Origin of the sequence: Streptomyces sp. URMC 123 (genome assembly GCF_051386515.1) — a bacterium.
In the GTDB taxonomy this organism is placed as follows: Bacteria; Actinomycetota; Actinomycetes; order Streptomycetales; family Streptomycetaceae; genus Streptomyces.
On sequence record NZ_JBPQTV010000790.1, the window covers coordinates 1 to 246 of the forward strand.

Consider the following 246-nt stretch of genomic DNA (forward strand, 5'->3'; position numbering starts at 1 on the left):
TGGCCTTTCCCGAGCCGTCGCTGTGGTGGCTGGCGTACGGCGCGCTGGTGCCGTGGCTGCTGATCGTCCGGTCCGCGCCGACCGCGCGCCGGGCGGCGCTCGACGGCTGGCTCGGCGGCCTGGGCTTCATGCTGGCCGTGCACCACTGGCTGATGCCCAGCCTCCATGTGTTCACCGGGGTGCTGGCCGCGCTGCTGGGGCTGCTGTGGGCGCCGTGGGGCGTGCTCGTACGGCGGCTGCTGGGCG

The 246-nt window shown here is 75.2% G+C and carries 1 pseudogene; it reads left to right on the forward strand.

Annotated features, from left to right (window positions below):
• Positions 1-246: pseudogene (locus ACSNOD_RS32020) on the forward strand (apolipoprotein N-acyltransferase); the annotation flags it as partial.